Here is a 7,005-nt window from a genome sequence, read left to right on the forward strand (position 1 = left end):
CACAGTCGGAGCGTCGATGCCTTGAGCAGCAGGCCCTGTTCGATACCCAGCTCCTCGGCGAGAGCACCGAGCGCCTCGCGCGCGGCATCCAGGAGTGCTGCCGCCTCCGGGTCGGTCCGTTTCCACGTGGTGTGCGGAGGGTGCTCACCGCGCGGAGCCTGGCGGGAGGGGAGGTCGCCGCGCCCGAGTTCGGCGGCCCACTCCAGCGCCGCCAGCCACTCGTCCGCCAGGCGTCTGCGGTGCGGTCCGTCGAAACCCTCGATCGCCAGTAGATCGGACCGGTTCGTCGGCGCGGTACGGGCTGCCTCGATGATCGCCGCGTCGGTGAGCAACCTCTTGGGGGCGATGTCCCGCTCTGCCGCCACCCGGTCACGCGCCATCCACAACTCCCGTGCGCGGGCGAGTTGCCGGGCATCGCGCAGGGAGGTCAGGCGGGCCAGTCTGCGCCAGGGATCCGGGGCGGGGGCGGGCGGATCGGAGTCGACCAGGTGTCGACACTCGGCCTCGAACCAGTCGCGACGACCGAGCTCGTCGAGCCGGGGGAGTACCGCCTCCGCCAGTTCGTGGAGGAACAGCACGTCGTATGCGGCGTAGTCGAGCCACGCCGGGGGCAGTGGGCGTCGCGACCAGTCCGCCGCCGAGTGGGCCTTGGCCAACCCGATGCCCAGGTGCTCGGAGATCATCGCGCCCAGGTTGACCCGTTCCATGCCGAGGAACCGTCCGGCCAGTTCGGTGTCGACGACTGAGGTCGGCCTGATCCCGAGTTCACGGAGTGACGGAAGGTCCTGGCTCGCGGCATGCAGGAGCAGAGGGCGATCGGAGAGGATCTCCGCGAGCGGCCCCACCGTCTGGCCCGGGGTCTCGGGATCCACCAGCAGTGCCGGCCCCTCGACGGGACGCAACTGCAGGAGGAAGGCGCGTTCGGAGTAGCGGATCCCTGACGCGCGTTCGACGTCCACCGCGACCGGGCCGGCCGAGGACGCCACGACGGAGGCGACCGACCCGATGCCGGGGGCGTCGTCCACGAACTCGTACTCGGCCGGGGGTGGCGGCGCCCCCGGCGGAGTCTCTCCGCGACGTCGGCCGCTCACGCCCGACGATGGAGGGAGGTCACGCCGACCGGCGGTAGCCCGGCGGCCAGTGCGAGGGTCTTGCAGAACGCGGCCGCGTGTCCGGTCAGGTTCGACTCGAGAGCGGTCCATGACGCGCGCAGTTCGAGCTGGTGGGCCTGGGGAGGTCCGGAGATGTCGCCGTAGCGGACCGACGCGGTGCTGGTGACGGTCCCACCCAGAGACGTGTACGGTCCGGCGTCCTCGTCGAGCGCCTCGGTGAGCCAGCTCCACGCGACCTGGGGAAGCAGCGGATCGCCCGCGAGCGAGGCCTCCATGTCGGCCTGGATGTAGGCGACCAACCGGAGAGTGCCGTTCCACGCGTCGTCCCCGGAGGGGTCGTGGAGCAGGATCAGACGGCCGAACGCGTCACCGTCGGAGAACTCGGGCACGTCGTCCCCGGACGGCGGGATGATCTCCACCCCGAGCGCGTGACTGTACGGCGCCAGTCTCTGCGGAGGACGGATCGGGCCGACGGAGATCTCAGGGCGGACCTCGAGTCGGGACAGCGACTCGACCGCTTCCCGGAAGACCTCGGGCTCGCCGTCATTGACCGATGTGCTCACGGGTCGTCACGCTAGCGATCACCCGGCGGCGCCCCGAGGAGGCGCGCCGTCGCCCACCGGGGTGGGGTGGACGGCCCCCGCGACGTACTCGTGGGACCATGGGGGTGTGCTGAACTCCGATGTGCCCTCGAATCCCAGGTCCGTTGACACCCAGGGTGCCGGCCGCGCCACCGCGCGCCGAGCCGGGACCGGCCCCTACCTCGACGAAGTCGGAGGCACCGGGGCCGCTCACACCCCAGTGTGGTTCATGCGCCAGGCGGGTCGCTCGCTTCCCGAGTACCGCGAACTCCGGGCCGGGAGCACCATGCTCGAGGCCTGTTTCGATCCCGAGATGACCTGCGAGGTCACTCTGCAGCCGGTCCGCCGTCACGGGGTGGACGCCGCGATCTTCTTCTCCGACATCGTCATCCCGCTGGCGGCGGCGGGAGTGGACATCGACATAGTGCCGGGCACCGGGCCCGTGGTGGCCGCGCCGATCCGCGACGAGGCCGGGGTCGCCGCGCTTCCCGATCTCACCCCGGACCGTCTCGAGAAGATCGGGGAGGCGGTCCGCATGGTGGTGGCCGAACTCGACCCGCAGGTCGCGCTCATCGGCTTCGCCGGCGCCCCCTTCACTCTCGCCTCCTACCTCATCGAGGGCGGCCCCAGCCGCAACCACGAACACACCAAGTCCCTGATGTACTCCCGTCCCGACGTCTGGCATTCGCTGATGTCCAAGTTGGCGGACCTGACCACCGTGTTCCTGCGCGCACAGATCGACGCCGGGGTGGACGCCGTCCAGTTGTTCGACTCGTGGGCCGGGGCGCTGAGCCTGCGCGACTACCGCTCAATGGTGCTGCCTCACTCCACGGGGATCTTCGCCGACGAGGTGATCTCCACGGTTCCCCGCACCCACTTCGGGGTGGGCACCGGGGAGCTGCTCGGCGCGATGGGCGAGGCCGGTCCGGAGGTGGTCGGCGTGGACTGGCGCATCCCGCTCGACGACGCCGCCGGACGGGTGCCGGGCAAGGTACTGCAGGGCAACCTCGACCCCGCCATGCTCTTCGCCGATCGTTCGGCGCTCGACTCCGAGGTCCGCAGGATCCTCGACGAAGGGGCGCGGGCTCGGGAGCGTGGCGCCCGCGGGCACGTGTTCAACCTCGGGCACGGTGTCCTGCCCGCCACCGACCCGGGCGCCGTGACCCACGTGGTCGAGCTGGTCCACGAGCTGACCGGGAAGTAGGGATGGCCCCTCGTGTCGCGGTGGTCGGGGGCGGTCTCAGCGGACTCACCGCCGCCTATCAGCTCGCCCTCGACCTGCCCGGTGCACGGATCACCGTCCTCGAGGCGTCGGACTCGGTCGGCGGGGCGCTGGACACAGTCGACTTCCCGTCCGGCCCCATGGAGCTGGGGGCCGAGGCCTTCATCGGCCGCCGCCCCGAGGCCTCCGAGCTCGTCGCCGAGTTGGGGCTGACCGACGCCCTGCGACACCCGGGACCGCTGGGTCCGGCGATCCTCACCGGCGGTCGACTGGTCGGGATGCCGGTCGGCACCGTCATGGGGCTCCCGTCCGACGTGTCCGGCCTGTCCGGTGTCCTGAGCCCCGGCGAGTTGGCCGTGGCCGCCCGCGAGACGGACATGCCACTGGAGTGGGAGCCCGGTGGGGACGTCTCGCTGGGCCGACTCGTGGCCGATCGGTTCGGCGACGCGGTGGTCTCGCGGCTCGTCGATCCGATGCTCGGCGGGGTGTACGCCGCCCCCAGCTCGGGACTCGGCCTCCGGCAGGTGATCCCCGGTCTCGCCGAGGCGTTGGACCGCGGCGCGCCGACGCTGACCGCCGCCATCGGTGAGCTCGTGGGCACTCGAGTCCCGGGGCCCGTGTTCGCGACCCTCGACGGCGGGTACCGGCGCCTCGTGGCCGCGCTGCTGGAGGCCTCGGGGGCGAAGGTGCGCTCTCACGCCACCTGCACCGCGATCCACCGTGAGACCTCCGGTTACGCCCTGACGGTCACCGGCGCCCGTGGGTCGTGGGTCGAGGAGGCGGACCTCGTCGTCGTCGCCGTACCCGTCCCCCACGCCACGCCGCTCCTGACCGCGGCCGGTGGCGTCGACGGCGCGGTGGCCGGGCTGTCCGGGATCAGGACGGCCTCGTCCGCCGTGGTGGCGATGGAGGTCGACCGGGGGGTCGAGCTGCCTGACCTCTCCGGGGTGTTGGTGGCCACCGACGAGCCGGTGCCGTTCAAGGCGATGACCTTCACGAGTCGCAAGTGGCCCCATCTCGACACCCGACCGGGGCACCTGGTGCGGGTGTCGTTCGGGCGGCTCGACGACGACGACGTGCTCACCGCGGACGACATCGCACTGGCCCGGATGGCCGAATCCGCCCTGGCCGGGGTGTGCGGAAACGCACCGAGGCTCCTGTACTCCCGTGTCCGCCGCTGGGAGGACGCCCTCGCGGAGATCGGTCCCGGACACGCCGATCGGATCGCAGGCGTGCGGGCCGAGGTGGCGGACCGGTTGCCCGGGGTGGAGTTGGTCGGAGGGGCGACCGAGGGGGTCGGTGTGCCCGCGTGCATCGGTTCGGCACGGGCCGCGGCCCGGCGGTTGGCCGCCGGGTGGCAGGATTGAGCCATGGCACGCCTTGACTACAAGAAGCTCAACTCGACGCTCCGCTATCTCATGTTCTCGGTCTTCACCGTGACGCCCGGGGAGCTGGGGGAGGACCGGGCCGCGGTCACCGCCGACCTCGAGCAGTTCCTCGCCCGGTTCGACGGCACCGACGTGGTGGTCCGCGGACTGTACGACGTCTCGGGTCTGCGCGCCGAGGCCGATTTCATGATCTGGACCCACGCCGAGCACATCGAGGACCTGCAGCGGTTCTACAACGAGTTCCGGCGCACCACCATCCTGGGCCGGGCCAGCACGGCCTACTGGTCCAACACCGCCCTGCACCGCCCCGCGGAGTTCAACAAGAGCCACATCCCGGCCTTCCTCGCCGAGGAGGAGCCGGGCGCGTACATCTCCGTGTACCCCTTCGTCCGGTCCTACGAGTGGTATCTGCTCCCCGACGAGGAGCGTCGCCAGATCCTCGCCGAGCACGGGCGCGCCGCCCGCGAGTACCCGGACGTCCGGGCCAACACCGTGCCGTCGTTCTCGTTGGGCGACTACGAATGGCTTCTGGCCTTCGAGGCCCCGCAGCTGGACCGCATCGTGGACCTGATGCGCGTCATGCGCAGCACGGAGGCGCGTCGTCACGTCCGCGAGGAGGTCCCGTTCTTCACCGGGCCCCGGGTCAGCGCCGAGCAGCTTGCCACCACGATGCCCTGAGACGTCCCACCACCGCGGGGATCCACGCGAGGGGCCGGCCGGGACCACGACGTCCCGGCCGGCCCCTCCGTCGTGCGATCAGTCCTCGGCGGGCTCGAGCGTCATGCTCACCGAGTTGATGCAGTACCGCAGGTCCGTGGGCGTGGGGTAGCCCTCGCCGGAGAACACGTGACCGAGATGGCCGTGGCAGTTCGCGCACACCACCTCGGTGCGGGTCATCCCGAGGGAGCTGTCGGTCCGCTCGATGACGGACCCCCCGGCCAACGGCGTGAAGAACGAGGGCCAGCCGCAGTGGGAGTCGAATTTGGCGTCACTGCGGAACAGTTCGGCACCGCAGCCGCGGCAGCGGTAGACCCCTTCGGTCTTGGTGTCGGTGTACTCCCCGGTGTACGGCCGCTCGGTGCCGGCCCGGCGCAGGACCTGGTACTCCTCGGGGGTCAGTCTGCGGCGCCATTCGGCATCGTCGAGGGTGAAGTCCGGTTGTGGAGTGCTGGAGGGGGTGTCGGTGCGCTCACTCATGTCCGCAGGCTACGCCGCCGCGGCGGCCGGTGCGATCCGCTCGTGCCGGCGCGGGTCCGTGCGTCGCCACAGCAGGATCACCACCACTGTGAACAGCAGCAACAGCCACCCGAGCGTGGGGTGGGCGAACTCCAGCAGACGCCCGTAGTACGGCCACCGGGCCGACTCCCAGAAGTCCAGCGTGAAGAACCCGTATGCCGCCAACCAGGCGGGCCAGTTGCGCACCAGCGACTTGTCCAGGACCACGGTGAGCATGATCGGGATGAGCATCATCGAGTAGTACATCTGGCCGAGACTCGAGACCAGGAACACTCCGGCCAGGATGACACCGGAGGTGGTGGCCAGCCACAGCACCTCGTGGTTGTGCCGGTAGTCCAGCAGGAGCCATACGGCCAGCAGGGTGGCCACCACGATGAGGATCCGGGCCACCAGGATGAGTGGTTCGGGGACGCCGTAGTACAGGCCGAGGCCGGCGAGGGAGCTGTTGTAGTAGTCGCGGACCTCGCCCATGTAGGGCGCGGTCACCTCGAGGTACCGCCCGGCGTCCACGGTGAGCGCCCAGCCCGCGGCCATGGTGGCGGCGGGGATCGCCACGGCGGCGACGAAGGGCTGCCACTGACGGCGGATCAAGGGGAGTACCAGTAGTGGGGCGAGCATCGGTTTGATGGCCAGGGACAGGCCCATCGCCACTCCGGCCCACCAGAGTCGTCTGCGGTGGAGGAGGTACAGGAAGGCCACCTGGCAGAGGAAGATCACGCCGTTGACGTTCGTGAAAACCAGGGTGTTGGTGACCGCCTCGGTGCAGAAGGCCCCCAGGAGGATCGCCGGGGCCGCGAACGATCGCACGTCGAGGTCGAACAATCGCATGAGCAGCCACAGGGCGCCGATGATCGCCGCGGTGTTGACGAGGATGAACAGCCACCGCGCGACGGTGTAGTTGTCGATCACGCCGAAGGGGGCCAGCAGGAGAGTGCCGCTCGGGGCGTAGAGGTAGTGCGGCTGGACCGTGAGCAGGTTCTCGCTGTAGACGGGTTCGCCGGCGAGGAAGCGTCTGGTCGCCGCGTAGACGGTCCCGAAGTCGTTGGTGATCGATCCGTTGACGGCCTTGATCAGGACGCGATGGATCACGGTCATGATCGCCAGCGGCCACAGGATGTGGTTCAGCAGGCGGGGCACGGAATCAGTGCTTCGGGTCGGCAACGGCACGGTGTGCAGGCTACCGGCCCGGGTCGCGTCCCCCACGCAGGCGCCCCGGTGGGCCGGGGCGGGGCCACATCGGCGGTGGACCCGTCATGAGGGGCAGGCGACGGATCGTTCGACAGCGGCCGGGTCCGCGAGGAACTGAGTGACGGTCGATCTGGCGCACGCGGAGTGGAGGACCACCCGCGATCCGGGTGCGCCCCAGGTGAGGATCCGGATGTCACCGGCGCCGGCGGCCGACAGCATGCCCGCGGTGGGTTCCAGCGCGGCGGCACCGGCGACGGGGTCCGCGATCCCGCCCATCA

The 7,005-nt window shown here is 70.7% G+C and carries 7 protein-coding genes and 1 pseudogene; 3 read left to right on the top strand and 5 right to left on the bottom strand.

What is annotated here, in order from left to right; genetic code table 11:
- The coding region (locus tag G6027_RS13600) for an HRDC domain-containing protein (protein ID WP_346995737.1) at positions 1-1,091 on the bottom strand (1,091 nt) is incomplete at its 3' end.
- Positions 1,088-1,675 (bottom strand): DUF3000 family protein, encoded by a 588-nt coding sequence (locus tag G6027_RS13605; protein ID WP_182637636.1) that lies wholly within the window; start codon positions 1,673-1,675, stop codon positions 1,088-1,090. The genes G6027_RS13600 and G6027_RS13605, both read right to left, overlap by 4 nt.
- A gap of 106 nt (positions 1,676-1,781) precedes the next feature.
- On the opposite strand from G6027_RS13605, the gene hemE reads away from it, so the two are divergent.
- From hemE to hemQ, 3 genes are read left to right on the top strand one after another with little or no spacing between them, the layout of a single operon-like run.
- Entirely contained in the window at positions 1,782-2,897 is a 1,116-nt protein-coding gene (gene hemE, locus G6027_RS13610) for a uroporphyrinogen decarboxylase (protein ID WP_182637637.1), read from the top strand.
- Positions 2,898-2,899: 2 nt separating this feature from the next.
- Entirely contained in the window at positions 2,900-4,282 is a 1,383-nt protein-coding gene (gene hemG / locus G6027_RS13615) for a protoporphyrinogen oxidase (protein ID WP_182637638.1), read from the top strand.
- Positions 4,283-4,285: 3 nt separating this feature from the next.
- Positions 4,286-4,981, top strand: a complete 696-nt coding sequence (gene hemQ / locus G6027_RS13620) for a hydrogen peroxide-dependent heme synthase (protein ID WP_182637639.1) — start codon at positions 4,286-4,288, stop codon at positions 4,979-4,981.
- 78 nt (positions 4,982-5,059) lie between these two features.
- Here the strand turns inward: hemQ and msrB are convergent, their stop codons facing one another.
- The 3 genes and pseudogenes from msrB to G6027_RS13635 all read right to left on the bottom strand — a co-directional run.
- The gene (gene msrB, locus G6027_RS13625; RefSeq protein WP_182637640.1) at positions 5,060-5,500 is read right to left on the bottom strand and encodes a peptide-methionine (R)-S-oxide reductase MsrB; all 441 of its coding nucleotides are present in this window, start codon (positions 5,498-5,500) and stop codon (positions 5,060-5,062) included.
- Between the two features lie 9 nt (positions 5,501-5,509).
- Positions 5,510-6,706: a glycosyltransferase family 87 protein gene (locus tag G6027_RS13630; protein WP_346995738.1), complete on the bottom strand. Its 1,197-nt coding sequence runs from the start codon at positions 6,704-6,706 to the stop codon at positions 5,510-5,512.
- Between the two features lie 84 nt (positions 6,707-6,790).
- A pseudogene (locus G6027_RS13635) lies at positions 6,791-7,005 on the bottom strand (alpha/beta hydrolase); the annotation flags it as partial.

Source organism: Dietzia sp. SLG310A2-38A2 (assembly GCF_014145095.1).
In the GTDB taxonomy this organism is placed as follows: domain Bacteria; phylum Actinomycetota; class Actinomycetes; order Mycobacteriales; family Mycobacteriaceae; genus Dietzia.